Here is a 25,823-nt window from a genome sequence, read left to right as displayed (position 1 = left end):
TGATCTCGTTCATTGAAATATTCTTGCTAGCCGCCATATTCGGAGTGTTGTACGCCATGTTGCAGCTCGCCAGGCGTTGAGCCAATCGCCCACGCCACAGGAATGGCAAGGAGTGAAGATCCATGATGACGATATTCTTCGCAGTGCTGACGCTGAGCGCCGTCGTTGGGGTGATGTACAAGGCACTGTATCTGGAGCGGGAATAGTCAAAGGGAAAGCCTTGGGAAAAGAGCAGGGGGCCGCACTTCCTAATTAGTAAAGAGGAGATACGGCGTTTGCTTGGCACTCATCGAAGCGCGCTGTGTGGCTCCTCTGCTCCGGTATGAACACAAAGGCTTCTTCGGCTGTCTCTCCGGCTCCGTACTATTTTCTCTCTTTAATTGCCCGTTCAACTTCTCGTCCCGCTTCCCGAGTTTTGATCGATTCTCGACGATCATGCTGCTTCTTACCCTTTGCCAATCCAAGTTCGACCTTCGCCTGGCCGCGCTCTGAAAAATAGATGCGGAGAGGAACCAGCGTGAGACCTTTCTGCTGGGTTTTCCCCAGGAGCTTATTGATCTCTTTTCGATGAAGGAGCAGTTTGCGCGTCCTGATCGGATCGTGGTTCATGATGTTGCCGTGACTATACGGACTGATGTGGCAGTGCTGAAGAAAAACTTCGCCGTCTTTGACGGTCGCATAACTGTCTTGTAGATTCACTCGTCTGTCACGAAGCGATTTCACTTCGGTTCCCTTGAGCACGATCCCGGCTTCGAACTTTTCTTCGATAAAATAATCGTGGTACGCCTTCCGATTCGTGACCACGACTTTCCGCTGATCGTCCGCCTCTTTTGCCATGACCTGAACCCTACGCCTTGATCTCTTTCTCCGCTAGCGCCTATGATGCCACATGAGTGGACCTCGGACACTCGATTCCTTCAGCAGCATTCTTTCCGGTCTTTCGAAGCGGCTTGGCTTGGAATCGACGCTGCTGGAACTTCGTCTGCAGCGTCGTTGGCACGACATCGTGGGCGAGCCGACGGGTTCCCACACGTGGCCGGCCCAGATCCGCTTCAAGAAGCTATACCTGATCGTCAGGAATCCCGTCTGGCTACAGCAACTGACATTCCTCAAGCCTGAGCTCTTGGCGAGGCTGGAGGGGGAGGCTGGAACGGGGTTTGTGACGGACATCGCGTTTCGAGTCGGAGAGATCCCCAGTCAAAACGAGGATGCTCCAACCGTTCACGGCCCCGACGTGCCCTCAGGTCCGACAAAGGAATCGTGGGCTGAGGTCGCCTCGCATACCGCCGCGATACAAGATCCCTCTCTCCGTGAGCTGCTTAGAGAGGTGATATCGAGATACCCTGCTCACGTTCCGCCTCGACCGGCAAAGGGTCCGTCACAAGTCCCTTGAACAGGATCCGTGTGTCGCCGGAGAGTTGCCCATTCTTGGGCATGGGACCCAAGCCTCCTTCTTCTTCCTGGTCCAGCAAGCGATAGTATCCGCGCATGGCTTGTTCATAGTTCTTGATCGTCGTCGCGTCTCCCGCCAGAAACTTTGTCAATACTTCCGGATCGGTCCATCCGTGATCGTCGAATACATAAATCACGATCTGTCTGTACCGGCCTCCCGCATCGCCCGGGGTCGTGGGATATATCTTCATGCGACCGAAATCCCGTGTCTCATGACCGACCTTCCGGAAACGATTCAGTAACTTTTCAATCTGATCATCGTGAGTCCCTGACGGGACATCCGTCGCGACGACATGGCCTGACTGAGAACCGACGGTATAGGGAGGAATCGATCGATCGGGACGGCTGAGATACATGCCTCCCCAGATCAGGGCGAAGGATCCCACAAAGACGGCGAGTCCGAATTTGACGACGATGTCCAGCGGCTTCTTGGCCTTAGGACCGGCAGATGGCATGGGAGAGGATGCCTGCTGGTGCATTGAACCTGGCTGCGGGGCCCGGTCAGGTTAGGTCTCCGCCGTGCCCTCCGAAGCCGTCTCCTCTCGCTCGACGGCTTCGGCTAGTCTCGCGACACTCACAACGCGGTCTCCTTCGCCGTCGAGATCCAGAATGCGAACACCTTGGGTATTCCGGCCGATTTCGCGGATATCGTCCACCTTGCAACGAAGCACCTTTCCCTGCGCGGCGATCAGCATGATTTCGTCGCCGTCTCGCACTTGCAGGAACCCGACCGCCGGACCGTTTCGCTCTGTCGTCTTCACGCTGATAATGCCCTTGCCGCCACGGCCTTGAATGCGATATTCGCCCACGGGTGTCCGTTTGCCGTAGCCCCCTTCCGTGACGGTCAAAAGGGAGGTCGTGGAATCGGGAGTGATGGTTTCCATGCCGATGACTTCATTGCCCTCTTCGAGCGTGATCCCTTTGACCCCATATGCCGTCCGGCCCATCGGCCTCACTTCTTCTTCTTTAAATCGAATGGTGATGCCCTGGCGAGTCCCCAGAAGGATTTCCCGCTGTCCATCGGTCAGTTGCACGCCGATCAGTCTATCGCCCCCCTCGAGTCCCAACGCGATGATCCCACCTTGCCTTGGGTTACTGAACGCGGACAGTTCCGTCTTCTTGATGACGCCCTTCTTGGTGCCCATCACGATATACCGGTCGTCTCGGAATTCTTTCACCGGCAATGTCGCCGTGACTTTTTCATTGCCTGACAGGGCGAGCAGATTGACCAGGGCTTTGCCCTTCGCGGCCCGACTGGCCTCGGGAATTTCATGGACTTTCAACCAATAGACCTTTCCCGCGTCCGTGAAAAAGAGGAGTGAATCGTGGGTGGAGGCGGTAAAGAGATTCTCGGCGAAGTCTTCTTCCTTGATCCCCATTCCGATCTTGCCCTTGCCGCCTCGTCGCTGAGCGCGATAGAGGGACGCGGCATTTCGTTTGATGTATCCGGCGTGCGAGATGGTCACGATCACTTCTTCTTCCGCGATCAGGTCTTCAAGGCTGATCTCCGCCTCTTCTTTGATGATCTGGGTCTTCCGCTCGTCCTTGTAGGCCTCACGAATTTCCGTCAGCTCGTCCTGAATGATGTTTCGAACCAGCCCTTGGCTCGCGAGCACGGACTTCAGGTATTCGATCTGTTTCAGCACTTCCTGGTATTCCTCGACGAGTTTGGCGCGTTCCAACTGTGTCAGGCGCTGGAGCCGCATGTCCAGGATCGCATTGGCCTGGATCTCGGTGAGGCTGAATTGCCGCATCAAACCGGCTCTCGCTTCGTCCGGCGATTGTGACCTGCGGATAAGCGCAATCACGGCATCGAGATGGTCGAGCGCGATCTTGAGCCCTTCCAGAATGTGCGCCCGTTCCTCCGCTTTTCTGAGCTCGAAGGCCGTCCGCCTCACGACGACTTCGCGCCGATGTTCGAGGAAATGATGGAGGATCTGCTTGAGATTCAGAATCTCCGGTCGATTGTTGACCAAAGCCAGCATGATGACGCCGAAGGTGATTTCGAGCGGGGTATGCTTGTACAGATTGTTCAACACCACCAAGGGGATTTCACCCCGCTTGAGCTCGATCACCACCCGCACCCCTTCGCGATCCGATGATTCGTCTCGTAGGTCCGAGATGCCCTTGATCCGGTCTTCCTGAACCAGCTCGGCAATCTTCTTGATCAATGACACCTTGTTGACTTGATAGGGAATCTCCGTGACGATGAGGCGCTCGCGTTCGGTGCGCTCATCGGTCTCCACCGCGACCTTCGCCCTCAAGGTGAGGAGGCCTCGACCCGTCTCGTAGGCCTCTTTGATCCCGCTCATGCCGTAGATGAATCCGGCCGTGGGAAAATCAGGCCCCGGGATCTTCTTCATCAGCTGGGCGATCGTCACCTCCGGGTTCTCCAACAGAAGGAGCAATCCATCGATGATTTCGGCGATATTGTGCGTCGGGATGTTGGTGGCATAGCCCACCGCGATGCCCCCCGCCCCATTGACCAGGAGATTCGGCACCCTGGTCGGTAGCACCAGGGGTTCCTGTAGCGATTCGTCATAGTTTGGGCCGAAATCGACCGTTTCCTTGTCGATGTCGGCCAGCATCTCTTCGGCCAGTTTGGTCATGCGCGCTTCGGTATAGCGCATGGCGGCCGCTGAGTCGCCGTCCATCGACCCATAGTTGCCCTGCCCGTCAACGAGGGGATAGCGCATGTTGAAATCCTGCGCCATCCGCACAAGGGTGTCATAAATGGCCGAGTCACCGTGGGGATGATAATTGCCCATGATCTCGCCCACGATCTTCGCCGATTTGCGGTAGGCCCGATTGGAGGCGAGACCCATTTCGTTCATACCGAACAAGATGCGGCGATGGACCGGTTTGAGGCCATCACGAACGTCGGGCAGCGCTCGTCCCACGATGACGCTCATCGCATAGTCGAGGTAAGACGATTTCATCTCGTCTTCGATGGCGATGTGGCCTAACCGTTCATCAGGAGGCATTCCGATTAACTCCTCGTTCTCCGTCGAGCGTCATCCGCCGATCGAGTCGTCGAACATCTTGTCCGGTTGGCAAATGACATGTTTAGACGTCCAGGTTTTTCACTTCGAGGGCATGGGTTTGAATGAAATGACGCCGCGGTTCGACCTCATCGCCCATCAGAATCGTAAAGATCTCGTCGACCCCGGTGAGGTCTTCAAGCGTCACCCTCAAGAGCGTGCGCATTTCAGGATTCATGGTGGTTTCCCAGAGCTGTCCAGGGTTCATTTCTCCCAGACCTTTGTATCGCTGGATACTGAGTCCCTGCTTCCCCATATCCAAGATCGCTTTCGCCAGTTCATCGGTCGTGCGATAGGGACTCTCGTGACCTTTCGCTTTGAGCTTGTAGGGTGGACGCCCTAATCCGATGGCAGAAGGAGTCAGTTTCTGGAGCTCACGAAAGTCCGCGGAACCGACAAGTTCGTGAGTGACGTCCAGTTCGTGGGTGACACCGTTTGTGTGAAGCCGGCACACAACCTTGTTCGATTGATGTTCTTCGTCGTCGAGCACGTCGAAGGTCGATGTCACCTTCGGAAACGCCACGGCCAGCGCTCTCTTGACGTTCTCGACTGATCGCTGCAGTGCCGCTCGATCCTTCAGGAGTTCGCGATCGAGCCCCGGTTCATCGACAAAGGCGCGCAGCATGGTGGCTTCGTGCGGCTTTTTATTGAGGCGACCGAGCAATGTTTCGAACGAGATCATTTTCTTTAGAATCGGCAATAGCCGGCGCCCGGTCACGTATCCCTGGGCCCCTTCCATGTATAATTCGACGTCCTCGACCGCGAGGTCGGCCAAGTACTCATTCAGCGATCCTTCATCTTTCAGATACCGCTCCGCCTTGCCTTTTTTCACTTTGAACAGCGGTGGCTGAGCGATGTAGATATACCCCCGTTCAATCAGCTCAGGCATTTGCCGGAAAAAGAACGTCAAGAGCAAGGTACGGATGTGGCTGCCGTCGACGTCGGCATCGGTCATGAGAATGATCTTGTGATAGCGAGCCTTGGCGATATCGAACGTGTCTTTCTCCGACTTGTCGCTTTCTTCCCGCTTGCGACCGATTCCGGTTCCCAGCGCCATGATGAGCGTCCTGATCTCGTCGCTCGACAACATCTTGTCGAAACGCGCCTTCTCGACGTTCAGGATCTTCCCTTTCAGCGGCAAGATGGCTTGGAACTTGCGGTCGCGTCCTTGCTTCGCGGATCCGCCGGCCGAATCGCCTTCCACGATGTACAGTTCGCTCAACGCCGGATCCTTTTCCGAACAATCCGCCAATTTCCCGGGAAGGGAACCTCCATCGAGCGCGCTCTTGCGTCTGATCAGATCCTTGGCTTTGCGAGCGGCTTCGCGTGCGCGGGCCGCATCGATCGCCTTGCCGATGATCTTGCGCGCGACCGGCGGATTTTCCTCGAAATAGGCGCCGAGTTTCTCGTTGACCGCCGTCTCGACGACACCTTTGACTTCGCTGTTGCCGAGCTTCGCTTTCGTCTGCCCCTCGAATTGCGGATTGCGCACCTTGACGCTGACGACGGCGGTGAGCCCTTCGCGCACATCGTCGCCGCTCAGCGACTCGGTTTCTTTCTTCAGCAGATCGTTCGCATTCGCATAGGTGTTGATCGTCCTCGTCAGAGCGGCCTTGAACCCCACCAAATGCGTGCCGCCTTCTTTGGTATTGATGTTGTTCGCGAATGAAAACAGGTTTTCCGCATAACTATCGTTGTACTGAAGCGCGACTTCCAGAATCATCTCCGGCTTCTCAACCTTGACAAAGATCGGCTTGTGCAGCGGCGTTTTGGCTTCGTTCAGATGTTCGACGAAGGACACGATCCCGCCCTTGTACAGAAAGACCTGTTCTTTCGCCGGCTCTTTCCGCTCATCTCTCAGCGTAATGGCCAAGCCTTTATTCAAAAACGCCAGCTCGCGGAGCCGCTGGGCCAATATGTCGAAGCTGAATTCCAACGTCTCGAAGACTTGACCGTCCGGCTTGAACCGCACCTTGGTCCCTCGGCGCTTTGTCTTGCCTGTCGCCTTGAGGGGGGCATTGGGTTTCCCGCGCTCATATCGCTGCTCGAACACCTGGGCGTCCTGCCAGATCTCCAGCTCGAGCCATTCCGACAAGGCGTTCACGACGGAGATCCCGACTCCGTGCAGGCCGCCGGAGACCGTATACGCGCCTTGCTCGAATTTACCGCCTGCATGAAGGACCGTCAGCGCCACCTCGGCGGCGGACTTGTGTTGCGTGGGGTGCATGCCGGTGGGAATGCCACGCCCGTTGTCGATGACCGTCACGCTCCCGTCGATATGGATCGTGACCTCGATCGCCTCGCCGAACCCCGCCATATGTTCGTCGACGCTGTTGTCGACGACTTCATAGACCAGATGGTGGAGTCCATCCACGCCGGTACTTCCGATGTACATCGCCGGCCGCTTTCGTACCGCATCGAGGCCCTCGAGGACTTTGATTTGATCGGCGCGATAGCTTTCTGACTTGGTTGGGGAAGAGTCTTCTGTGGCCATCCGATTCCTAACAACGTGTTGAGAAACGAACTTCGCGGTCCCTGCTCCGGAGATGAGCGAGAAGACGCGATGCGAGACCGATGCCGGCTGACTTTAGCAGCATGCTGCTAAATCTTAATGGGCATGACCACGCACTTGAACCCCGGGCTTTCCGGCTCCTGGATGAGACACGGACTCAGGGGCGTATCCATCTGAAGAGACACCGTGTCCCCGTCCATCACGCTAAACGTATCCAAAAGATAACGGGCGTTGAATCCGGTGTTGAGCGCATCACCCTCGTACCGAGCCGGCAATTCTTCAGTCGCTTCTCCATAGTCCGGACTGCTCGAAAACAGAGTCATCTTGCCGGAAGTGAACGAAACCTTTACTGCGCTGGCCTTGTCCTTGGACAACACCGACACCCGACGCAGCGCGCTTTCCAATTCTGCCCGGTTCACGCTGATGTGCTTGCCGCTCTCTTTGGGAATCACCTGTTGGTAGTTGGGATAGTTGCCTTCCATCAGCCGTGAGGTCAGCAGCAGACCGCTCTTGCGGAAGATCATGAGATTCTTGGAGAAGCCGATGAGCGGATCACTATCGCCTCCCTCTTCCAACAGATGTCGAATCTCATGCGCGGCTTTCTTGGGAATAATGGCTTTTATTTCCTGCGGTATGCCTTTACTGCCGGCCTTGCCCACTTCCTGCTCCGCCACGGCCAGCCGATGGCCGTCCGTGCCGACTAATCGCAGGGTGGTTTTCTTGTCGGTCGCAACCAACGTCACCAAAAGGCCGTTCAAGATGTACCTGGCATCGTTATCACCCGCAGCAAAGAGGGTCTTCCGAATCAATTCGAGTAGTCCGTCTCCCGAGAGAGGTGTCAGCCCTTCCCGCTCGATCGTCGGCAATGCCGGATACTCGGTGCTGGGAAGTCCCACCACCTTGAATTGGCTCTTTCCAGCCTGAATAGTGGTCCAGTTGTTGTCCGTGGCCGTCAATTCAATGTCGCCGGGAGGTAATTCCTTCACGATCTCGAACAGCTTACGAGCCGATATGGTCACGCCTCCGCTCGTGATCATGGTCGCCTTGTACAGACCTCGCATACCGATTTCGAGGTCTGTCGCAATGATCTCCACCCCATCCTGCCTGGCTTCCAACAGAATGTTGGACAGTATCGGCATCGTATTGCGTTTCTCCACGACGCCTTGCACCCGTTGGAGACCCGTCAACAGTTCATCTCGCCCAATGCGTACTTTCATGGAGTCCTCTCCCGGCCAACTCGTTAGCTTCGAAGAATATGTTCCTTCAATGTTTCGAGCGTCGCATGCAACTCTGTATCAGCCTCCTTGGCCTTCGCAACCTGTCGGCACGCGTGAATGATGGTCGTATGATCCTTGCCGCCAAATTGTCGTCCGATTTCCGGGTACGATGCGTCGGTGAGTTCGCGACACAGATACATCGCAATCTGCCGAGGATGCACAAGGGTTTTGCTCCGGCGACGGGATTTCAGTTCCGTCAATTTGACGTGAAACTGAGAGCACACCGCTTCCTGAATATCATCCATCGCAACAATCTTCTTCTTGTCGCCGATGAGGTCGCGAAGAACGTTTTTCGCGAGTTCGAGAGTAATGACTTGCCCCGTGAGCGAGGCGTACGCACCCAATCGAACCAGACTCCCTTCAAGTTCGCGGATATTACTCTTCATCGTGGTGGAGAGGAACTGTATGACATCTTCCGGCAGTTTGACTCCTTCATCCTCTGATTTCTTCCGCAAGATGGCGATGCGAGTCTCCACATCCGGAGGTTGCAAATCCGCGATCAGCCCCCATTCAAAACGAGACCGCAGGCGTTCCTCGATATCCGGCATATCCTTGGGAAAGCGATCGCTGGAGAGAACGATCTGTTTGTGCCCCTCGTACAACGCGTTGAACGTATGGAAAAACTCCTCCTGCGTTCGCTCCTTCCCGACCAGAAATTGAATATCATCGATCATAAGCATATCGATGTGCCGGTAGCGCTTCCGAAGATCCATCATCTTGTCGTAGCGAATGGAGTTGATCACTTCATTTGTGAACTGCTCGGTCGTCAAATAGGCGATTCGGACATCACTTCTTTCAGCCACATGATTCCCTATCGCGTTCAAGAGGTGGGTCTTCCCCAAGCCCACCCCTCCGTAGATGAACAGCGGGTTGTACGTCTGACCCGGCTGCTCGGCGACGGCCATGCACGCGGCGTGGGCAAATTGATTCCCGGCACCGACCACGAAATTTTTAAACGTATACTTCGGGTTCAGCTGGATCCCGCGGCGTGGCCGCGTTTGACTGGTGGTCCTCGAAATGCCTACTGCGCTTGGAGCCTCGATCGACTGACCAACCGTCTTTTCCACCACCGTAAATGCGATGGCCATTGGTCCAGTCCCGCGAACTGTCGACATGGCTTCTTCCAGGAGAGATCCATAATGAGTGTCCAGCCACTCACCGAAGAACTTGTTCGGAACTCCAATGTGGGCGGTCGAGTTTTCAATCCGGTGTAAATGCACCGGTAGAAACCACGTATCAAACACCTGCTTTGGAACCTTCGCTAGGATGTACTGCAGAACTTCCTGCCAGACAGCGTCGTTCGTCATAAGTGACTCAAATTTCTATACACAGGCTTATTCACACCTGTGGATAACTATCCGTCTATTGATTCAATTTCGCTGAAAGAAGGCATGCTGCATATCATGTTGCACCCTCACCTGTCGAGTCAGGGAGTCCGCCCCACGCGACGCTCATTCCGGCCCTCACAGGCTCTTCACACCTTTCAACGCTTCCATACAGAGTGTATCCCCACCCTTATCCATTCTTCCGCATCAGAGTTCACGTAACAAAATCAATCGACTACCTCTTATCCTCTTTATTCACTCCGTTACTACTATTCCGACGACTCCTAATTTTCTTTATTACTAAACTTCGGAGTCATAGAGTCACAACCTTCTCACTTTTCACCAACACAGCCATCAGTTGCTCGTACGACAATTGCTCCCCATCTTCTAAAGGGAATTCCTTGCTGGTGCTGATCACCGTTCCCGGAAGAAGGGAGTCCTTGAGGGAAATCATCAGGACAGAACCTTGTTCAGGACAGAGTGACTGTGAAATCGTGTGGAGGGATGAACGAACCACATACACGACAGATGACATGAGAATACCTCACTCAAAAAACTAGCGCGCAATCCATAGATCGGAGAAGCGCACTGATAGCTTCGTCTGTTTCATAGCGGATATGGAAATGACGGCAGAGTGGTGATCGATCGACTGTGTCGTTCAGAATAAAGGGAAGATTCAGGTGTTGGATCGAGGGAAGATACGTTTCGAGAAGATCGACATCGATAATATCATCCATGGGTTCGGTCAGGAGACGAATAGATTCATGAAGGAGCACGACCGACGTCGTATGAGATCCCGATGCAAGGCCAAGGGCAATTCGCAACGCCTCCACGGGCCTATGAGTTTTGCGCGGATCTTCTTGAATGACGACAGCGATGTTCTTGGCCACAGGAGATTCGATGCTCTCAGGTGAATGAGAGGAATGGTGTACAGGTGTCAATGATCCCGGAAAGAACAACGAGGCCGCAGAGAGACATCTTGGGGTCCAGAGCGTCGGTAGATACGTCATGTTGGCGGCAGCCATACGCACACACAAAAACACGGGCGCCGGAGTATGCCAAGTCTCGGTATGGTTGGGCGTGCATGTTCTTCACGCCTTCATCGATGAGGTAGAGGTAGACGTCGTGACCAGCCTCGACAGCTGCCTGGGCAAGTCGAGTGACTGTCGTGGCACTTTCGTCCGACGGAGGCAAGGCCAAGAGGAAACCAATTTTACGCTTCACCGTGTGAATCCACAGGAATTTATATTAAATATTCAGTAGGTTACAGAATTTGTAGATGGGCAGAGACTAAGAGTTTTTCAGGAGAAAGTCAACCTGAAAAACCGACCGTTACGAGCCGAGGACAAAGGGGTGAATTTCACGGGAGAGAGTTGAAATACCGAGTTCATGCTGTGTCTTCGTGACCATGTTACGCAAGAGGGCAGTTCCTTTGGTCGCTTCTTCATCTCCGAGAATGAGCGCAAATCGGCAGCCGAGACGATCAGCTTGGCGCAAGTGAGCCTTCAACGTCGAAGCCCGGAAGTCCGAGACCGCTTGGATTCCGGAATGACGCAGTTCTTCGAGGGTTGAGAGACCGGCTACAGCTCCGAGAGCACCGAACCCCGCGACATACACAACCACGCGCTCCGGAAGAGCATTCAGTGCAGATTCAGGCAACAACATCGCCATCCGTTCGAGACCGAGAGCGAAACCCACTGCTGGTGTGCGAGGCCCTCCGAGAGTCTCAACGAGGCCGTCGTAGCGCCCGCCCGCCCCTACGGCGTTTTGCGCACCAAGATTTGTTGCGGTGACCTCGAACGTCGTGAGGTTATAGTAATCAAGCCCACGAACGAGCCGATGGTTCAAGGAATAAGGGATCTTCGTGACATCGAGGCCGGCCAAGACCTGGGAGAAGTAAGAACGGGCCGCTTCTGAAAGCGAGTCGGCCAGCCGGGGAGCCGTCTCCGTTATTGCGCGGCACTCGGGAACTTTGCAATCGAGAACCCGGAGCGGATTGGCCTCAATACGGTGTCGGCAATTTGCACAGAGACCGGATTCATGTTGTTTGAGGTACTCAACGAGGTGGGGCCGATACACATCTCGATCGCTGGCATAACCGAGGTTGTTGATCTCCAGCGTCAGACTAGGGAGACCAAGTTCGCAGAGAATTCGCCACAGAAGGGAAATGACCTCCACATCAGCGCGCGGATCGGCCATCCCCAGGGACTCCACGCCGAACTGATGAAATTGGCGGAGGCGCCCTGCTTGAGGCCTTTCGTGCCGAAACATCGGCCCGAAGTAGAAGTACTTCTGGGGGACTGGAACTGCCGCGCGGTTGTGCTCGATATAGGCGCGAACAGTTCCGGCAGTCCCTTCAGGACGCAGAGTCAGCGATGTGCCGTCGCGATCCTGGAAGGTGTACATTTCTTTCTCAACGATGTCCGTCGATGCCCCGATGCTTCTTGCGAATAGGGTCGTGACCTCAAAGATCGGAATGCGGATTTCATGAAACCCATACCGGTCCGCCCATCGTCTGGCGGTCTCTTCGATGAGACGCCAACGGGGTGTGTCCTCCGGCAACAGATCCTTGACGCCTTTGATGCCTTTGATCATGGGCTTTGGATGAGATAAAACGTGTGGGTACTCACCATGAAGAATCGTGTACAACAACTCGTGTTGTGCCGGTCTCGGCGGACTATAACGGCGCTTTCTGTGGCAAGTCAACGGAGCGAGCTTGCACGACTCTGAATCGAGCGGTATAGTGCGCGGCTTACATAAAATGCAGCATGTGGATGCGTTCTCGTCGTAGAACAGACGTATGAGCCAAGACCGAACCAGTCGCCGGGTAGTTGCCATCGCCCCGATGCCGCCGGAACCGTCTGCCTATGCGCTCGCCCGATACAGTCGCTCCCCCGATTCAATAGAAAATAGCATCAAGTGGGTCCATGGCCACTCGTCCGAAAAATTCTGGGAACAGTTTTACTTCGATTACGGGCACGCCTCCATTGCCGACCTGGGTCATGTGACCATTTGCTTTGAAGACATTTCGGAACTCGCCGCCATTCGGTTGGAAGATGAACCGCTGTGGGATGGTCAAGCGAAATCCAGCCGGTATCAGAATTTTTCGTCCAATCGATGGTTTGTGCCCGATCAGATTCGAGGCAGCGAAACGGAAGCCGTGTACGAGGGGATTCTTCGAAGCCTCTCCGAGGTCTATCGTTTGCTCCATGATCCGCTGACGCGATTCCTGGCTGAACGGGAGCCACGCCCTGAGTCGATGAAGCCTGCCGACTACGAGCGGACCATAGCAGCCAGAGCGTTCGATGTGACGCGGTATCTGCTTCCCCTTGCCGCAAAGACCAACGTCGGTCAGGTCGTGAGCATCCGGACGTTGGAAAAGCAGATCACACGATTGTTGTCTTCTCAGCTTCCGGAATTGCGGGCAATCGCTGAAGATTTGAGAGAGGCCTGTCACCGTCCGCCGGTGAATCTGTGGGGCGAATTATCCGGCCAATCGCCCGGTCAAGCTGCCCCATTGGCGCCCACACTGGCGCGACATGCCAAGGCCAGCCAGTACCAGGAATCGGTGTATTCGGAGTTGGCCCGCCATGCTCGTGAAGCGTTGCGCCCAACGGGCCTTGACCAACCGGATGCTTGGGGTCCGGTCGAACCGGTCGATTTGATCGAACCACACCATCCTCTCGACGAGCTCGTCACGACGCTTCTCTACCGGGTCGCGCAAGCCCCGTACCGGAAAATACTCGAAGTCGTCAAAGAATGGCCGGATCGACAGAAGCAAGCGACCATCGAGGTCGCAACCAAACAGCGCGGCCCCTACGATGAACTCATCAAGGAGTTTCGCAGCGGTTACGCATTCACATTCGATATCCTGATGGACCTCGGGGCGTGGCGGGATATGCATCGCCACCGCCGCTGCCAGCAAGTGCAACAGAACTTCACGACCGTCCATGGCTACGATGTTCCGCCGCCGCTTGTCGAAGCGGGGTTGGATCTGGAGTACCGGCAAGCGATGGATGCCGTGCGTCACGACATCGAGTTACTCAGGAAAAAGGATCAAGAAGCGTCGCTCTACGCGATTCCGTTCGGCTTCAAAGTGCGTTGCTTGTTCAAAATGGACTATGCTGAAGCCGAATACATCAGCAAGCTACGATCCGGCGTCAAAGGCCACTGGTCGTACCGGACGGTCGCGTGGCAGATGAAACAACAGCTCACCCAACGATTCCCCTTCCTCGGTGAACAGATTCGCGCGACATCGCCCGATATCGAAGACACACTGACTCGATAAGAACCCTATGGGTACTCACCAGCAGAACTGTGAGGCGGCCATGATCGCCGGCGCATGGGACACCCTATTTGCCGAGTCGTTGGCCTGGAGCCGGGACTCCGAGGGAGCGAAGGACCCACGTCCTCTCTTTGCGCGAAATGTCGTGTATCTCGTGCAGGGTCGGTTTGCCGACGCCTGGAAAACCCATGCGCTCTGCCTTGAAGCCCCGCAGGACATCACAACCGTGGGGAGTTGGGTGAACGATCTGCTCGCCAGGCATGTGAGCTGCGGCCACGCCCATTTGATCACCGGCCTGTTTCTCGCGCAGTCCGGCCAATCCGAACAGTCTATGCAACCATACATGGAAGCCGCGCGGTTGCTTCCGCAATCGGCGTCTCCTCATTACTTTCTCGCACAGATTCACGAACGCGCCGGTCATCTTGAAATGGCGATCAAGGAGTACCGCGAAGCCATCCGTCTCGCTCCGGACTTTGCTCCGGCCCGGATGAATCTGGGTGTCGCGTATCAAGATCAAGGCCGGTTGGAAATGGCGATCAAAGAATACCGTGAGGTTATCAAGCTCAACCCGAACGATTCCGCGGCGCATTCGAACCTCGCCTGTGCGCTGGCAGAACAGGGGAAGGTGGAGCCGGCGGTACAATCGTACAAGACCGCCCTGAAATTGAACCCACAGGATGCCGAAGTGCACTTTGCGCTGGGCGGACTCTACGAAACGCGCGGGCGCCTGGACTTGGCGCAGAAGAGCTACCAAGATGCGCTCAATGCCGATCCGGATTTTGGCGCCGCCCATTCCGCTCTCGGGTGGCTCGCGTTAGGCAAGCAACGACTTCAAGAAGCCGCGGACATTTTTAGCCGGGCGCTCAAGTGCAATGAAGAGGATGCGCGAGCCTATCATGGGATCGCCGAGATCTACGCGCTCCGCGGCAAACGCCAGAGCGCGATGGAGAACTATACCAAGGCGTTGAAGTTCTATCGCGATCCGGAAAAGCGGAATCAGATCATGAATCAGCTGTTCCAGGAAGGCCAGGTGGGAGATTGAAGATTGGGGCCAATCGGGCAGGTCCTTTGCTCGCAGAGTCCCCACGGTGAAGCAGTGGTCGCTCGACGCGCGCAGTCAGGCCCCACTCGATTGGTCCCATTAGGGTTGGAAGCGTGAGCAGGAATTCTAGGAGATGCGTTTCACGAGGGAGGAGATCTACAACTCTCGGATGGCGCCTTGCAGCACGGTGATCTGTGTAACCGGATCGCCCGTCGCTTTCAATTCATTTCGGATCTGATCCTTCAAGTAGGACGAATACCCAACACGGTCGATGAGGAGATCCAGAAATCGTTCGGCCGGCAACAGGCTCTGCCCCTTGAGTTCTTCCACAGTATCGTCACTCACGGGCACGTAGGTGCTGCCGATGTGAAAGACGACATTGTAATACCGCCCCTTGCCGATCCGCTCGAACCGCAACCCCTTCACAAATTCCTCCTCAGCCCGATGTGGGAAACCAGCCAGTTCTCTTCTCGCATCGCGGAACGGCCTGTTTCCTCCTGCCAGCCCATAGAAAGGGGTTCATTTTAGACGTGTTTTGGTCGTGAAGACAAGGGCAACCTCGAGTCTCTGGCGGTAGACAGCTCTCCCGCCGGACATTTATCATGACGGTCCCTTATGTTGAATATGCCGGTAAAGGGAGTCGTCATGACAGCAAGAGAACTTATCGAATTGTGGGCTACCCAGCTTGAACACGAACGGGTCCACCTCACGGAAACAGAGCGTGATGCTCCTTTCGTGGCGTCTCAGGGCCGCCTGGTGCACACGATCGGCGGGCTCCATCTGTACGAATTTGTCGTGCCGTCTGACGTCACGCTGTGTGTCGATCTTCCGGTGGCTGTTGTTCCGACTGATGAAGCAGAAACAACGGAAGGAATTGTGCTCCGGCAAACAGGCGAACGCATTCTCGTTCAGCTGATCGATGCCCTCGGAAGCGAAGTCCCCTCCGCCACCCTCGTTCCGGATCAGGCCGGTCTTGTCAGTACATCGGCGGCCCGACTGAAAGAAATCCTGGCGAAGCCCGACCAGTATCACCTTGGGCCGACCGAGCGGTTGACAGCCCTGCTGCAAATGCAAGACATCGACGCCGAAGCATTTCTTTCCCGCACATCTATTTTCACGGCAATGTGGTCGGATGACCGGTCACTGCGTCGTCAACAACTCGGGAAATTGGCCACGGAACTGATTCGCGGCAATAAGCGCGTACTTTTGATCAGTCCGGATCATGACGAGTGCGATGAGGTTGTAGGGACGGTCGCGCGGACTATGAACGCCGGCGGGCTCAACTACAGAACGTGGATGACTCGATATGAACTCCCGATTGCCTCGCGAACCGGAGGCATCGATCTTCATGAATTGGGGTTCGAAGCACAGATGCACCGGTTCTATGCCAGGTCACAGGCCGATAAAGCCTCGCTGAAACATAAATACGAACGCTTCCGAGAGCTGGCCCCTCTGCTGGCCCAGAAAGAAGCGAAGCAGAAAGATTTGGACGAAGTTCGCTCCTTGGAATGGCGCCTCGTGACACAATTCAGGGAGCTGCAAGTCAGAATGGCCGATGTTGAGACCATGCTCAAGGAATTCGAAAATCTGCCGCTGTTACAGCGACTGGGCATGCAGGCGGTGGGGAAGAATGCGGAATCACTTACGCAGTACCGTGCGCTGTATCAGAGCAAGATGAACCAACTGAACGACGAACTCGATGTCGCGAAAGGTCGCATTCAGCAGCTTGTTCCGGAGGCGGCCGTCCCTCGAGGAACGCGTGCCGAGTTTGGCGAACTGAAGGAGCACATCACGAAATTGGGTGGAACGAAAAAGGTCCGTGAGTTGCTGGCTGCTGAAGCAAGCCCGAACCGTCAGGCCTTCCTTCAGAACCGGAGACTGGTCGCGGCCACTCCCGCTCGAGTCGCGAGCGACCCCTTGTTCAGCCGGGTGCGCTTCGATGTCCTCATCGTCGATGAGGCTCCGAGGATTGCAGTCTCCTCGCTGCTCGCTGCAGCCGGTCTGGCTCACGAACGCATTATCGTCAGTGGCGATCCACGCGACATCACGGGCACGGGTCCATGGGCCATTTCCCAGACAGCTACTCGTGCCGCACCGTGAACTCTCTCGACGGCGGTTGCTTGACGCGAGCGATGAAAATTCAGGATAATCCGGCTCCCCTTGCTGTATTCATTCCCAGGGATGTTCAAAAAGGACGTTCAGCAAGGCCCGAGCGGAGCGAAAAGGCGAAGCGTACTCTGTGCCGGTACGTTGAGCCTTTGAGGTTCGTGAGAACGAAGCTGGCGGGCTTTTTCAACATCCCTAATGCCGAAGTGGCGGAACTGGCAGACGCACTAGATTCAGGGTCTAGCGCCCTCACGGGTGTCCGGGTTCAAATCCCGGCTTCGGCACCACCGCACAATCCACGCTAGCGTCAAGCGGTTTCATCGTTTCGAGCCTTATCTGCGGAATGTCGTTTGCGCCCTTCCAAGGGGCGTCTTCGGCGGAATTGTAAAGTAACTGTCAAGTGGACATGCAGATTCCCCCCCACTACGAGGAGCAGGCGATCATGGTCTCACCCGGCATTTACCGACACCATAAGGGCCAGGACTATGAAGTTTTGGGAGTCGCCAGGCAATCCGAAAGAGAGGAGGAGTTTGTCGTTTACCGGGCGTTGTACGGCGATCGAGGGCTCTGGATAAGACCGGTTGCCATGTTTACTGAGAGCGTCGATAAGGGAGGCGTTTCCATTCCACGCTTTTCGCGAGTAGATTAGGAAGCAGCATTTGGCCAATAAGCCACGAAGCGAAGCACATGTGAACTGCTTGGCCGTATTGCAGTCAATGTCCTTATCCATTGAATGCCCTATCTGTAAGCATGGAAAGAGATGAAGACGATCCGCTTAAGTCATAAGGACAATCAGACAGATGAGTTACTAAAGGCAGGGTCTTTCATGTCACAAGCTTGTCCGCATCCCTCTAGTTTGGCGTATAGCATAAGCCAAGAAACCCGCTCCGGAGCCGAACAGGATAAGTGCCCCGGGCAAGGGAACAGCTGTGAGGGCTAACGAGGTAATTTCTCCGCGGACGAACTGTCCACCGGGTGAAAATCTAGATACCAAGACTTCTGCACTACAGACGCGATGCTCGGAGGTGACGTTGGCAATCCATCATTGGAGAACATTCCTGTCTTCTCAAATTGAAAATAGAATTGATCGTTCGTCAGACCGTTCAACGTCGGGCTGGACAAATTAGCGACAATCGCTACATCGTAGCGGTCGAAATCGGATCTGGCTGATTGGAAATCGTCATGACGATTCATAGGACATCGTATCGCCAGTCTTTCAGACTCGTCCTAACTCCATTATTCGAGGGGTTCCTTTTGAGGGAGTAAATTGATTCCTCTCAATCCCCCACCCATACATTCATCTTTCTTCTTTGGTAAGCTGACCGTAGCATCCAGTTTGCCGAGAGGTTCTTATGCTGTACATGTTAATACTGGCGACGCTCTTGCTCACGGTTGACGCTCAAGCGCAATGGGCAGATCATCACGGGAGCAGTTTCGGTCCCCGGCGCAGCGATGCCACCCCCAAGACCGGCTATGGGTATCGCAACCGCGATGGGACGACGAATTACGCGCCGATCGTGCCGAGGCATGGCGAGATTGCGGCGACGCCACCACCTCGTGCTAGTCCACTCCGGTCCCCTCCCCCTCGCGCATCCGATCCGCCATACCAGATGCTCCAGGAGCGCAGCCCTGAACACGATTACCACAGCAATTCTATTTCCTCGGATCGTATACGGTAACCACCCTGTTAGGTTCCCGCATGCGCTTTGCTACCGCTTTCACCTTGCGCTATCAAAAAGAAAGCTCCGTCCTCTTTCAAGAACGGAGCTTAGCGAACAGCGCAATTTTTACATTATGTCTTCGTAGCGTTTCCGCTACCGATTCGTAATGTTTCCACTGCGCTCTTCTGATTCAGACTATCGTCTTCAGGTCTCGGTCGGTACTGGGAGACCCCCTAATGTCGTCCCGACTAAGGCTTGAATCGTCAACGGGGCATTCCCCTCTACTCGATCATTGACGATGACATAGGCTTGCCGCTTCTCTGCTACCGCTTTCTTCACCAGCTCCCCCGTATATCCGCCGCATCTCCTGTAACTCGCCGATGATCTTGTTGTACGGCTCAGTTCGTTTTTCGTGGATTCATAAGACAGCACCTCCCCGGATTCAGGATTCTCTGAGAAAGGAACGCGGGTCAGGTTTGCTGGTGATCGGAACTTCCCCAGAGTGCAAGGCACAGGGCAGCGAGGAGGTATGTTACCTCTATAGCGATTAAGAACAAGTTAGAGTCATACCACACGTTCACCATGACAATTTCATTCAAAAGGAGTGCAAGAAATAACATCACGAACCCTAGCAAATTGAACCAGTGCAGGCCCATGACCGCCTCCTTGTGGATATCGCGACTCCATTGACTACAAGCAAACCCCCACTGGCACGAAGCACACCTCTCCCCCCTGGTCTTCAGCGCTCCATGCATCCGCTCAGCGGGTTACGCCACCTTGACTTCGATGGCCTTCGGTTTCGCCTTCTCCGACTTCGGCAGATGGAGACTCAACACGCCATCCTTGAACTCGGCTTTCACCTGGTCCACTTCAATCACATCGGGCAAAGCGAAGGTCCGGGCAAAGCTGCCGTAGGATCGTTCAATCCGATGGAACTTCTTCCCCTTTTCCTCTTTCTCGTGCTTGCGCTCGCCCTGAATGGTAAGCACACCATCTTCGAGCGTGATCTTCACGTCCTCCTTCTTCACATCCGGAATCTCGGCCTTGATCTGATACTCCCCTTCGGTCTCACTGATATCAACAGACGGCGTCCAATCGGCTACGATCATGGTTTCTTTGCCATTCGACGTTCGCTCTGTAGGTCGTGCGAACAACCGATTCAACCGATCTGACACTTCTTCCAACTCTCGAAATGGGTCCCATCGTACGAGTGCCATAGTAACCTCCTTTCGGTCAGTCCTGGTTACCTATCAGGTTAGCTGCGCTGGTGCGGCGCCGATCCAACTGGATGGCGCGTAGATAAATCGAACGATGGGGAAGTCAAGGGTGGATTCATACAGGAATTACCCTTGGTCGATGGGCGCACGAGGCCGATTGTTCTCGCCAGAAGTGGGCTTAGGGTAGACTGCTCTCTACTAAGCGGCTACCGATCATGTCCATACCTAATAGCATCTCACGCCGAGGGGATGGGGCTGGGAAATTGGTCCTCGAACCAACCGCTCCCTTCTAGAATCCCGCCATCCAACGATCGCATTGAAACGTGGGCCAACCGAAACCACGCAGGACATCCAGTTTGTTCGCGCACAAAAAGCATAGGCGCTGAATTGGATCTCTCCAGGCGAGTGAGACGAAAGCTTGCCCACTCGCCTGCGATAACTGTTGAGGTTAGCCTTTTTGCTGAGTCTTCGTCACTGTCATCTCCGATACGTCCACATCCACCACGCCACGAATTTTCTCCAGATCGTTGACCAAACTCACAAGGCCGGCATGGTGCTCGATCTTTCCCTTGAGTTTGATCACACCCTTCTCGATGCTGTATTCGACTTGATCGAGATCGACAAACGGCGCCCATTTCAAGTAAGCCATGACATCCTTTTCGAGGTCTCGGTCAGGTCGAGGTTCCCCCACAACCTTCAGCAAGTTCGCAATTGACACAACGCCCGGCACAGTCTGCGCCGTCTTATATGCCAGGCGGCTGTGCAGCGGCTTCTCCACAGCTCCCTTAAGCACCACATCCCCTTCATGAACCAGCACAGTGATCGTATTCGTTTTGTTGTCTCTCAGGGCCGGAACGGATCTCAGCGCCGCCTCAATCGACTTGCGGATCATTTCATCTTTGACCACGGGTGGCACGACGGTGATTTCATTGTGCAGCTGACGGACGCCCACAATGGTTCCGCTCACTAGCGCTTCGGCCAAACCCTTACTCTCCAAATCCGGCACAGTCCCGGTCAAGATGACCACGCCTTGGTCGACGTTGACCTGAATATTCTTCGCATCGATTCGACCATCTGAGGCCAATCGTTCTCGGATTGCCGATTCAATCTGTAGGTCCGTGGTTTTCGTCACATCGCCCACAAAACCGACCAGCCAGGTCGATAAGACAACCAGGATCACTGCAACCACCCCATTCAGTTTTCGGTTCATAACATCCTCCTCTAGCTCAATGCCTCCAGAGGGAAGCTCCGTTGGCGGGAGCTTCCCCGATAACGGCGATACCGCTTAACAAAAGTCAGTCGAAGAGAGAACGTTTGAGGTCGGCAAGGTACTCTTTAAGGGGAGCAAAAATTGCCTTTGCAGATTTGCCACCCTTTGTCTTATCTTCAATTTGTTCAATTTCCGCATAAAACTTCTTGTAATCTTCCTTTGTCCCATACCCCAAAAGTTCGGATAGCTTCAGTTGTTCCCGGGCCTCCTCGAGTAATTTCGCAAGGGTCTTGCTCTCTTCGTCGGTGCGCGTGTCTTTCTGAGCCAACTCTTCCGCCTTGGCTAACTTTTCCTCCGCCCGTATGAGCGGTAAGGACATGATATGTTCGGACACGACCAGTGTATTGAGAGCTGCCTGCAGAGCCTCTTTCGCCTCTTCAATGTTCCCCTTGTCAATCAGAGGCGTCACGGCCGCAATCGCCGCAGGATATGTTTGTAACGGAAGACTTGTCACACTGATCACGATCTCGCTCCCCAATCCTCGGATCAACAACCGAGCCTTCTGAACTTCCCCCTTCTCAAGATGGTTTTCTGCTTGTTTGCGAACCGCCTTAATCTGATCCACTGTGGCATAGAGGTCATGAGTCGTCACTGCGACATCTATTGGCGCGAGCGCCAGGTGTGGATCTCGCGCGAGCAGAATATTCAGCTTTCCTGTGGCCCGTTCCAACGCTTTCAGCGCGTCGTCGGATTTCTTGTCTTCCAGGGCCTTCAGCGCTTTTTTCGTTTCTTGAATCGCTGACGTGGCTTCATCAAGAATCTTTTTCCGCTGCTGACTCATCTCTTGCTCAGCCTGCCCCTTGACCGCACCGGTCATTGGCTTGTTCGTACCTGATTTATTTTGAGGATGATCTAGGGATTTCTCAGGGGCGCTTGAACACACACTCACCAAGGCCGACGTTATCAGTCCTACAGTCAATGCCACTATCAATGCATAACGTTTCATGAGATCATTCCTCCTCTTTGAAGCCCCTGGTCCTGTCCTATGACCAGTGACGAGACCGTATGTTCCTTTCGTGTTGCGTGTTGATTGAGCTCGTGCCGCAGATCACTCACTTCCGAGATGGATCCGCTTCACGCAGTTTTTCATAATTCTCAGCAAAACGAAGTCAAGAGGAGGGTGAACCGGGAGCGGCTGATAACATTGTACGTATTTATGATTATCAGACCGGATATGAATTTGTCGGTTATCCATCGAAGGAAAAAACCGTCCTGTGGGAATCAGAACACAATAAAGGAACGGCCCGTCCTGCAGGACGGGCCGTTGGCTGCGGAATGCAATTGTTGGGAGCGCTTTCGTTATGCCGCTTTCACATCGATGGTTTTGGCTTGGGAGTGAGCAGATTTCGGTAAGTGGACGTATAGCATCCCATCCCTAAATTCCGCCTTCACGTGCGCCACCTCGACCGAATCCGGAAGCGTAAAGCTCCGGAGAAAGCGTCCGTACGCCCGTTCAGGGCGATGGATCCTCCGTCCGGCACCCTTCGGCTCTTCTTTCCGCTCGCCTTGGAGGAAAAGCACCTTATTATCGACGGTCACCCGTATATCCCGTTTGTTCACCTCCGGCCGGATTGGGGCACATGGCGATGCGGATACCGTGCCGTTGCTGGAAAGAGTCCCAACGGATCCAGTTCATTCCCAGACCCATTTCTATGACCTTGACTGGAGGATAGAGGTGGACCGAGGCATGAAGGGCCTCGCCCCTATTGACTTTTCTTCAGAAAGAATTATTGGCACGAGTGTTCCGCAGAGTCGTTATTCTTTTGATGATGATCACAAGGTCAATTCAGACGTAAGGAGGACGAGGTTATGGCGTTGATGACCACGCTCAACGAGATAATTCCTTGGAAACGCCAATCATTCGAAGCACATAAAGTGTGATGACTTCATGAGATGTTTCATTGAAACTGCGACAACTCTCTTCCAATCTAGAAGACTTCAATAGGAGGTCGACCATGTACAGCCTATGGCCGTGGGTGAAGTGCCGAGTGCGAGTGGGAACAGTCATGCTTGTGCTTGGGGCAGCGGGGTTCATTTGCAGCACTGCCATCGACATGACTTATGCAGGAGATATGGCTCTACCGCCAGGCGTCGCGGCCGCGGACATTGAATACAACGGTCGCATCGCAGTCAATGGGGAACCAGCCACAGTAAAAATTGCCACTCCGAATAAGAACGGCTTGCTGGTCTTCGACGGCACAGCCGGCCAGCGGATCAATATCGGCTTCAGCGGTGTCACGCTCACACAGTTTTACGTTTCAGTCTATCGGCCTGATGGCGGGGTGATGCCCAGACATGTCTCCGCAGTGAAGAACTATTATGCGACGATGGGCGAGCGGCCCGTCTCCTCACTGACAACGGTGCATACCTCCATGCCAGCGTACCAGTTTTCAACCGATTCGGCGGCCACGATCTCTTCCAGTGAGATGAACGGCGCAAGCGTCGATCTTGAAGAATTGCCGGTGACCGGAACCTATACAATATTCATCGACCCGCTCAGTACGTATACGGGGAGTTTCAAGATCTCGGTTTCAAGCGAGCTTAGCGGTGATATCGTCCCTCATGGTTCAGCTGTAACAGTCGGTATTGATCGGACTGGGCAGAAGGCCCGCTATAAATTCTCGGGACAAAGTGGCCAATCGGTGAGTTTGCAGTTGAGTGAGGTGACAATCCGGAGCGGATATGTCTCTATTGTTGGTCCGGACGGGAGTTTATTGGGTAAGCCGGTCTCATTTGTCTCTGCGGGTGGTGGCACTATGATTCCGGGGCAGGTTCTTCCGGCTTCCGGAACCTATGCTGTCCTGATTGAATCGGACCTGAGTTATACCGGGAAGCTCAAGCTCGCGCTGTATAACGCTCCAGAACTGACCGGCACCCTCGCGGTTGACCAAGGAACCGTGACACCGAACCTGACGGTGCCGGGTCAACGGGCACGCTATACATTTAACGGGACGGAAGGGCAATGGGTGAATCTCGGTCTGACCGGGGTGTCAATTCCCATGACTGCTGTGTCCATTCTGAAACCGGATGGCAGCAAGTGGGAAGCGACCACCGTTGGTCCAAGTGGCGGCAGTCTTGATCCGTTGACGGCTCTGCCAGTGACGGGGACGTATACCATTGCGGTCGAGCCGGTTAGTAACTACACCGGCAGTATGACCCTCGCCCTTTCCTCTCCCGTCACGGGTACGATCGCAATCGATGGAGCCTCAGTGCCGGTCAGCCTGAACAAGGCGGGCCAGACGGCGCGGTACACGTTCAATGGCAACGCCGGACAATGGGTGAATCTCGGGCTGACGGGGGTGAGTATTACATCCACCGCGGTCACGCTTCTGACATCCGATGGGACCATTCTTGCCTCAACGGCTGTGGGTACGGCGGGCGGGGGCCTCGCAGATCAAAATCCTTTGCCGACCACCGGCACGTACACGGTTCTCGTTGATCCTGTCGGCAGCTACACTGGCAAAATGACCTTGACTCTTTCGAGCGAGGTTTCGGATTCGCTCAAGGTGAATGCGGCTCCTCGGCCGATCACGGTCAGCCGCGCGGGCCAGAATGGGCGCTATACGTTTACCGGTGCCGCGAATCAACAGGCCACGATCAAGGTCACGAACAATAATCTCGGCAACGTGACAGTCAATCTCTATAGCCCGAATGGTATCCTGCAAGCTGGGATGACGAGTTCAGCATCGAGCTTTACTCTCAACCCGGTGACCCTGGCTTCAGCAGAACCATACACAGTGACCATCAATCCTGCGCTGCCTGAGATTGGTAGTATTCAACTACAGGTGAATAGCCAATAGCATCGGAGCTTCCGCAGGGGCGATGACCTCGCCCCTGCGGAAACCGTGGAGACATCATACACGCTAGTTTCAACCACAGTTGGCCGCTGCCGAACGAAGAGAGGAGCTTGATCGGGCAGTTTGCAAAGCTCATGGCAATTGATGCCGGCTATCATTTCTGAGAAAAGCGGAATGCGATGGATACGCGGCCTCGGTTTCAGTCAGTTCGTGAAGGGGCTTTCTATCAGGCTACGACCATGACGATACAAGACCTTCCTAGGAATACAACGTTCTAGTCCTAGCTAGTTACCGATATCTCACCTTTTTTGTCCTGTTGTTACATAACCTATATAGAAGCCCTTGCCAGTGCCGGTGGTGTGTGCGCCGATCAATGACTAGAAGGCAATTCTTCGTACGAAAAGCGAAGATAAGTCGATTGGCTAGGGGGCCGTGCTGGTCTTGCGCCGGGTAGGGATCGCGTTACCGGTAAACCACGGGATGTGGGTGGTGTCTGGCAGTGGCTTGAGGGTGGGCTTTGCAATATGAACGGCAGTTTCTGGCGAACGTGGGCGCTTGCCTTTTGGAAGGGGCTTATTCCGGTTATTGAAAGCCATGACTTCATTATATCAAAAACCCATGGCAGATATGCGTACATTTCCATCTCACATACCTTCCAACTGGGATCACCAAATGCGCCATGACGCTAAAGCCGTCAGAAGCGACGGACAAACGCCAGGACAACCCCAGTCAGGGTGATGGCTGATTCAGAGCCCGAGTTGTCTGCGCGTGATGTGAGGCCCCCAAGCCGGCCTTTTGCTCGATCTTAAGCTTAATTCGGGCACCCATTGTCGGCAAT

Annotated in this window: 22 protein-coding genes and 1 tRNA gene; 8 read left to right on the top strand and 15 right to left on the bottom strand. The window is 54.8% G+C overall.

Going from position 1 to position 25,823, the window contains the following annotated elements; translation table 11 throughout:
• Positions 1-363: 363 nt before the first annotated feature.
• Positions 364-837: an SsrA-binding protein SmpB gene (gene smpB / locus H8K03_11855; protein ID UVT18527.1), complete on the bottom strand. Its 474-nt coding sequence runs from the start codon at positions 835-837 to the stop codon at positions 364-366.
• 52 nt (positions 838-889) lie between these two features.
• On the opposite strand from smpB, the gene H8K03_11850 reads away from it, so the two are divergent.
• A complete protein-coding gene (locus H8K03_11850) occupies positions 890-1,393 on the top strand; it encodes a DUF721 domain-containing protein (GenBank protein UVT18526.1) in 504 nt (167 codons plus the stop codon).
• On the opposite strand, the gene H8K03_11845 is transcribed toward H8K03_11850, so the two are convergent.
• The 9 genes from H8K03_11845 to H8K03_11805 all read right to left on the bottom strand — a co-directional run bounded on the left by H8K03_11845 (position 1,320) and on the right by H8K03_11805 (position 12,202).
• On the bottom strand, positions 1,320-1,907 hold the full coding sequence (locus H8K03_11845; GenBank protein UVT18525.1) for a hypothetical protein: 588 nt from the start codon (positions 1,905-1,907) through the stop codon (positions 1,320-1,322). The genes H8K03_11850 and H8K03_11845 overlap by 74 nt on opposite strands.
• A gap of 51 nt (positions 1,908-1,958) precedes the next feature.
• On the bottom strand, positions 1,959-4,436 hold the full coding sequence (gene gyrA / locus H8K03_11840) for a DNA gyrase subunit A (GenBank protein ID UVT18524.1): 2,478 nt from the start codon (positions 4,434-4,436) through the stop codon (positions 1,959-1,961).
• A gap of 82 nt (positions 4,437-4,518) precedes the next feature.
• Positions 4,519-6,987, bottom strand: a complete 2,469-nt coding sequence (gene gyrB / locus H8K03_11835; protein UVT18523.1) for a DNA topoisomerase (ATP-hydrolyzing) subunit B — start codon at positions 6,985-6,987, stop codon at positions 4,519-4,521.
• Between the two features lie 107 nt (positions 6,988-7,094).
• Positions 7,095-8,222: a DNA polymerase III subunit beta gene (gene dnaN / locus H8K03_11830; protein UVT18522.1), complete on the bottom strand. Its 1,128-nt coding sequence runs from the start codon at positions 8,220-8,222 to the stop codon at positions 7,095-7,097.
• Between the two features lie 23 nt (positions 8,223-8,245).
• Entirely contained in the window at positions 8,246-9,589 is a 1,344-nt protein-coding gene (dnaA, locus tag H8K03_11825; protein ID UVT18521.1) for a chromosomal replication initiator protein DnaA, read from the bottom strand.
• Between the two features lie 331 nt (positions 9,590-9,920).
• The gene (locus tag H8K03_11820) at positions 9,921-10,142 is read right to left on the bottom strand and encodes a hypothetical protein (protein ID UVT18520.1); all 222 of its coding nucleotides are present in this window, start codon (positions 10,140-10,142) and stop codon (positions 9,921-9,923) included.
• Between the two features lie 13 nt (positions 10,143-10,155).
• A complete protein-coding gene (locus tag H8K03_11815; GenBank protein ID UVT18519.1) occupies positions 10,156-10,497 on the bottom strand; it encodes a hypothetical protein in 342 nt (113 codons plus the stop codon).
• A gap of 16 nt (positions 10,498-10,513) precedes the next feature.
• Positions 10,514-10,831, bottom strand: a complete 318-nt coding sequence (locus H8K03_11810) for a DsrE family protein (protein ID UVT18518.1) — start codon at positions 10,829-10,831, stop codon at positions 10,514-10,516.
• 108 nt (positions 10,832-10,939) lie between these two features.
• A complete protein-coding gene (locus H8K03_11805) occupies positions 10,940-12,202 on the bottom strand; it encodes a histidine--tRNA ligase (protein UVT18517.1) in 1,263 nt (420 codons plus the stop codon).
• 250 nt (positions 12,203-12,452) lie between these two features.
• Here H8K03_11805 and H8K03_11800 point away from each other — a divergent pair, with 250 nt between their 5' ends.
• Both H8K03_11800 and H8K03_11795 read left to right on the top strand, forming a co-directional pair.
• Positions 12,453-13,895 (top strand): FAD-dependent thymidylate synthase, encoded by a 1,443-nt coding sequence (locus H8K03_11800; GenBank protein UVT22458.1) that lies wholly within the window; start codon positions 12,453-12,455, stop codon positions 13,893-13,895.
• A gap of 7 nt (positions 13,896-13,902) precedes the next feature.
• Positions 13,903-14,934: a tetratricopeptide repeat protein gene (locus H8K03_11795; GenBank protein UVT18516.1), complete on the top strand. Its 1,032-nt coding sequence runs from the start codon at positions 13,903-13,905 to the stop codon at positions 14,932-14,934.
• A gap of 156 nt (positions 14,935-15,090) precedes the next feature.
• On the opposite strand, the gene H8K03_11790 is transcribed toward H8K03_11795, so the two are convergent.
• A complete protein-coding gene (locus H8K03_11790; protein ID UVT18515.1) occupies positions 15,091-15,360 on the bottom strand; it encodes a hypothetical protein in 270 nt (89 codons plus the stop codon).
• Positions 15,361-15,579: 219 nt separating this feature from the next.
• Between H8K03_11790 and H8K03_11785 the strand changes: the two genes are divergently transcribed.
• The 4 genes from H8K03_11785 (at position 15,580) to H8K03_11770 (ending at position 18,719) form a co-directional block, all read left to right on the top strand.
• Positions 15,580-17,034 (top strand): hypothetical protein, encoded by a 1,455-nt coding sequence (locus tag H8K03_11785; GenBank protein UVT18514.1) that lies wholly within the window; start codon positions 15,580-15,582, stop codon positions 17,032-17,034.
• Between the two features lie 206 nt (positions 17,035-17,240).
• A tRNA-Leu gene (locus H8K03_11780) sits at positions 17,241-17,327 on the top strand.
• A 155-nt stretch (positions 17,328-17,482) separates the two neighbouring features.
• Complete coding sequence (locus H8K03_11775) at positions 17,483-17,689, top strand: DUF1653 domain-containing protein (protein ID UVT22457.1); 207 nt, start codon at positions 17,483-17,485, stop codon at positions 17,687-17,689.
• Between the two features lie 703 nt (positions 17,690-18,392).
• Positions 18,393-18,719, top strand: coding sequence for a hypothetical protein (locus H8K03_11770; GenBank protein ID UVT18513.1), 327 nt, complete (start codon positions 18,393-18,395; stop codon positions 18,717-18,719).
• A gap of 749 nt (positions 18,720-19,468) precedes the next feature.
• Here the strand turns inward: H8K03_11770 and H8K03_11765 are convergent.
• The 4 genes from H8K03_11765 to H8K03_11750 all read right to left on the bottom strand — a co-directional run bounded on the left by H8K03_11765 (position 19,469) and on the right by H8K03_11750 (position 22,727).
• Positions 19,469-19,918, bottom strand: a complete 450-nt coding sequence (locus H8K03_11765) for an Hsp20/alpha crystallin family protein (GenBank protein UVT18512.1) — start codon at positions 19,916-19,918, stop codon at positions 19,469-19,471.
• Positions 19,919-20,366: 448 nt separating this feature from the next.
• Positions 20,367-21,128 carry a BON domain-containing protein gene (locus H8K03_11760; GenBank protein UVT18511.1) on the bottom strand — a complete coding sequence of 254 codons (762 nt, stop codon included), beginning with the start codon at positions 21,126-21,128 and terminating at the stop codon, positions 20,367-20,369.
• An 85-nt stretch (positions 21,129-21,213) separates the two neighbouring features.
• On the bottom strand, positions 21,214-22,134 hold the full coding sequence (locus H8K03_11755) for a YfdX family protein (GenBank protein UVT18510.1): 921 nt from the start codon (positions 22,132-22,134) through the stop codon (positions 21,214-21,216).
• 353 nt (positions 22,135-22,487) lie between these two features.
• Positions 22,488-22,727: an Hsp20/alpha crystallin family protein gene (locus H8K03_11750; protein ID UVT18509.1), complete on the bottom strand. Its 240-nt coding sequence runs from the start codon at positions 22,725-22,727 to the stop codon at positions 22,488-22,490.
• A gap of 416 nt (positions 22,728-23,143) precedes the next feature.
• On the opposite strand from H8K03_11750, the gene H8K03_11745 reads away from it, so the two are divergent.
• The gene (locus H8K03_11745) at positions 23,144-24,988 is read left to right on the top strand and encodes a hypothetical protein (GenBank protein ID UVT18508.1); all 1,845 of its coding nucleotides are present in this window, start codon (positions 23,144-23,146) and stop codon (positions 24,986-24,988) included.
• The last annotated feature ends 835 nt before the right edge of the window (positions 24,989-25,823 follow it).

The sequence above is a fragment of the Nitrospira sp. genome (assembly GCA_024760545.1).
Taxonomy (GTDB): Bacteria; Nitrospirota; Nitrospiria; order Nitrospirales; family Nitrospiraceae; genus Nitrospira_D.
This window is presented reverse-complemented; position numbering and strand designations above follow the sequence as displayed.

What these genes read in the sequence shown, in the direction of transcription:
- smpB (UVT18527.1), bottom strand. Translation starts at nt 837, where the DNA reads ATGGCAAAAGAGGCGGACGATCAGCGGAAAGTCGTGGTCACGAATCGG.
- H8K03_11850 (UVT18526.1), top strand. Translation starts at nt 890, where the DNA reads ATGAGTGGACCTCGGACACTCGATTCCTTCAGCAGCATTCTTTCCGGT.
- H8K03_11845 (UVT18525.1), bottom strand. Translation starts at nt 1,907, where the DNA reads ATGCCATCTGCCGGTCCTAAGGCCAAGAAGCCGCTGGACATCGTCGTC.
- gyrA (UVT18524.1), bottom strand. Translation starts at nt 4,436, where the DNA reads ATGCCTCCTGATGAACGGTTAGGCCACATCGCCATCGAAGACGAGATG.
- gyrB (UVT18523.1), bottom strand. Translation starts at nt 6,987, where the DNA reads ATGGCCACAGAAGACTCTTCCCCAACCAAGTCAGAAAGCTATCGCGCC.
- dnaN (UVT18522.1), bottom strand. Translation starts at nt 8,222, where the DNA reads ATGAAAGTACGCATTGGGCGAGATGAACTGTTGACGGGTCTCCAACGG.
- dnaA (UVT18521.1), bottom strand. Translation starts at nt 9,589, where the DNA reads ATGACGAACGACGCTGTCTGGCAGGAAGTTCTGCAGTACATCCTAGCG.
- H8K03_11820 (UVT18520.1), bottom strand. Translation starts at nt 10,142, where the DNA reads ATGTCATCTGTCGTGTATGTGGTTCGTTCATCCCTCCACACGATTTCA.
- H8K03_11805 (UVT18517.1), bottom strand. Translation starts at nt 12,202, where the DNA reads ATGATCAAAGGCATCAAAGGCGTCAAGGATCTGTTGCCGGAGGACACA.
- H8K03_11800 (UVT22458.1), top strand. Translation starts at nt 12,453, where the DNA reads ATGCCGCCGGAACCGTCTGCCTATGCGCTCGCCCGATACAGTCGCTCC.
- H8K03_11795 (UVT18516.1), top strand. Translation starts at nt 13,903, where the DNA reads ATGGGTACTCACCAGCAGAACTGTGAGGCGGCCATGATCGCCGGCGCA.
- H8K03_11785 (UVT18514.1), top strand. Translation starts at nt 15,580, where the DNA reads ATGACAGCAAGAGAACTTATCGAATTGTGGGCTACCCAGCTTGAACAC.
- H8K03_11775 (UVT22457.1), top strand. Translation starts at nt 17,483, where the DNA reads ATGGTCTCACCCGGCATTTACCGACACCATAAGGGCCAGGACTATGAA.
- H8K03_11770 (UVT18513.1), top strand. Translation starts at nt 18,393, where the DNA reads ATGCTGTACATGTTAATACTGGCGACGCTCTTGCTCACGGTTGACGCT.
- H8K03_11765 (UVT18512.1), bottom strand. Translation starts at nt 19,918, where the DNA reads ATGGCACTCGTACGATGGGACCCATTTCGAGAGTTGGAAGAAGTGTCA.
- H8K03_11760 (UVT18511.1), bottom strand. Translation starts at nt 21,128, where the DNA reads ATGAACCGAAAACTGAATGGGGTGGTTGCAGTGATCCTGGTTGTCTTA.
- H8K03_11755 (UVT18510.1), bottom strand. Translation starts at nt 22,134, where the DNA reads ATGAAACGTTATGCATTGATAGTGGCATTGACTGTAGGACTGATAACG.
- H8K03_11745 (UVT18508.1), top strand. Translation starts at nt 23,144, where the DNA reads ATGTACAGCCTATGGCCGTGGGTGAAGTGCCGAGTGCGAGTGGGAACA.